General features: G+C 72.0%; 3 protein-coding genes. All 3 read left to right on the top strand.

The genetic code is table 11. The features are described from left to right. Nucleotides 1-1,017 (top strand): glycoside hydrolase family 26 protein (locus HUW36_RS30850; RefSeq protein WP_174531304.1); only part of this gene is annotated, 1,017 nt, incomplete at its 5' end. Between the two features lie 124 nt (nt 1,018-1,141). Next, nucleotides 1,142-2,032 (top strand): alpha/beta hydrolase family protein, encoded by an 891-nt coding sequence (locus HUW36_RS30845; RefSeq protein ID WP_174531303.1) that lies wholly within the window; start codon nt 1,142-1,144, stop codon nt 2,030-2,032. A gap of 93 nt (nt 2,033-2,125) precedes the next feature. Further along, the coding region (locus HUW36_RS30840) for an ATP-binding protein (protein ID WP_174531302.1) at nt 2,126-2,450 on the top strand (325 nt) is incomplete at its 3' end.

Raw genomic sequence — 2,450 nt, 5'->3', positions numbered from 1 at the left:
GAGCCGCTTGTCGTGGTGAGGAAGTCCGTCGGGGTGGTTCGCGCCCCTGAGCACGACGAGTTCCGCCGCGAAAGGCCCCAGGCCCTTCACGGCCTGTACCAGGGTCCGTACGACTTCACCGACGCCGACCGGTTTGCCGCGGCGGCGCGGCGGGCGCCGCAGGTGATGCTCTTCGGCGCCGGCTGGGCGTCGGCGACCTTCGACCGGAGCCTGTTCGACCGGATCGCCGACCGGGGCATGATGCCGATGCTGGGCTGGGAGCCCTGGGACCACTCGGTCGACGAGGCCGCCCGGCGGACCGGCCTGACCGACCGTCAGATCGACCGGCTACGGGCCACCCAGCCGGACTACCGGCTCGCCCGCATCGTCCGCGGGGACTTCGACGACTACCTGCGGTCCTGGGCCGAGGGCGTGCGGTCGCTCGGCTACCCGATCGCGATCCGCTTCGCGCACGAGATGAACGGCAACTGGTACCCGTGGTGCGAACCCGCCAACGGCAACCGACCCGGCGACTACGTACGGGCGTGGCGGCACGTGCACGACATCTTCACCGCGGCCGGTGCGACGAACGTGGCCTGGGTGTGGAGCCCGAACGCCAGGTGGGACAAGACGACCGCCGGGCTGGCCGGGTTCTACCCCGGTGACGACTACGTCGACTGGGTGGGCGTCACCGGCTACTACGGCTCGGGCGCGTTCACCACCACGTACTGGTCCTTCGACCAGATCTTCGGGCCCACCATCACCGAGATCCGTGCCTTCACCGACAAGCCGCTCGTCGTCACCGAGACCGGCGCCGCCGAGACCGCGACGCGCAAGGCCCAGTGGATCCGGGAGGCGTTCCGTTCGCTGCCCCGCTACCGGGACGTGATCGGGCTGATCTGGTTCGAGGTGGACAAGGAGAAGGACTGGCGCATCGCCGACTCGCCGACCGCGGCGACGGCGTTCGCCGAGTCGGTGGCCGGCGCACGCTACGACGTGACCTGGTCGCCGGAGATGCGGCCGCGCGCCGGACCCTGAACCACCCCGGACCGGACCCCGGCTCGGGCGGCCACGAGGACCGGTGATTTCGCCGATGCGTACGGCGGGCCGGGCATCGATGCTGACGCATGTCGATGCAATTCCGGCCCGAGGAGTGACCGACGTGCCCACCACCACCCGTTCCCGTACCCCCGTCCGTGCCCTGGCCCGGCTCGCCGTGGCGGCCCTGCTCGTCACCGGCGGCGCCCTGGCCGTCCCGACCGCGGCGAGTGCCGCGAGCCCCTACGAGCGCGGCCCGGCGCCCACCAACGCCATCCTGGAGGCCAGCCGCGGGCCGTTCGCCACCTCGTCGGTGAACGTCTCCTCGTTGAGCGTCACCGGCTTCGGCGGCGGCGTCATCTACTACCCGACCAGCACCGCCGAGGGCACGTTCGGCGCGGTGGCCATCTCGCCCGGCTACACCGCCACCTGGTCCAGCCTGAGCTGGCTCGGGCCGCGGATCGCCTCGCACGGCTTCGTGGTGATCGGCATCGAGACGAACACGCTGCTGGACCAGCCGGACAGCCGGGGTCGGCAGCTCCTGGCCGCGCTGGACTACCTGACCCAGCGCAGCTCGGTGCGCGGCCGGATCGACTCCTCCCGGCTCGCCGTGGCCGGGCACTCGATGGGCGGTGGCGGCAGCCTGGAGGCCGCCGCGTCCCGGCCGTCCTTGCAGGCCGCCGTCCCGCTCGCACCGTGGAACCTGGACAAGAGCTGGTCCGAGGTGCGGGTGCCGACACTGATCATCGGCGGCGAGACCGACAGCATCGCGCCGGTGGCCACCCACTCGATCCCGTTCTACAACAGCATCCCGTCGTCCGCGGAGAAGGCGTACCTGGAGTTGAACGGCGCCAACCACTTCTTCCCGCAGACCGTCAACACGCCCCTGGCGAAGCAGGCGGTGGCCTGGCTGAAGCGGTTCGTCGACGACGACACCCGCTACGAGCAGTTCCTCTGCCCCGGGCCGAGCGGGTCCGCGATCGAGGAGTACCGCAACACCTGCCCCAGCGTCTGAGCCGCCCGGCGCGCGGGACGGTCGACCCGTCGACCGTCCCGCGCGCGTGTCCGCCTCTTTTCCGACCGGTCACCCATAGGTGACACTGGATGCATGGTTTCTGCATCGACAGTGCATATAAACCTGTGGGGCCGGGACGACGAGTGCGACGCGATCCGTCGGCTGCTCGACCGGGACGCCGGCGGCGCGCTGCTGTTCCACGGACCGCCCGGCTCCGGGCGAACCGCCCTGCTGGCGTACGCCCGGCAGGTGGCGGGGGATCGCCGGCTGCTCACCGCCGCCGGCCTGGCCGACGAGGCCGGCCTGCCCTACGCCGGGCTGCACCGTCTGCTCGACCCGGTGCTGGACGCGGACACGGCCCTTCCGGTGCGCCAGCGCCGGCTGCTGCGACGCGCGCTCGGCGGCGACGGATGCCCGG

Source organism: Micromonospora maritima, from assembly GCF_902825405.1.
Classification (GTDB): Bacteria; Actinomycetota; Actinomycetes; order Mycobacteriales; family Micromonosporaceae; genus Micromonospora; species Micromonospora maritima.
Note: the sequence above shows the minus strand (reverse complement) of the source record. Positions and strands in the feature narration are given on the sequence as shown.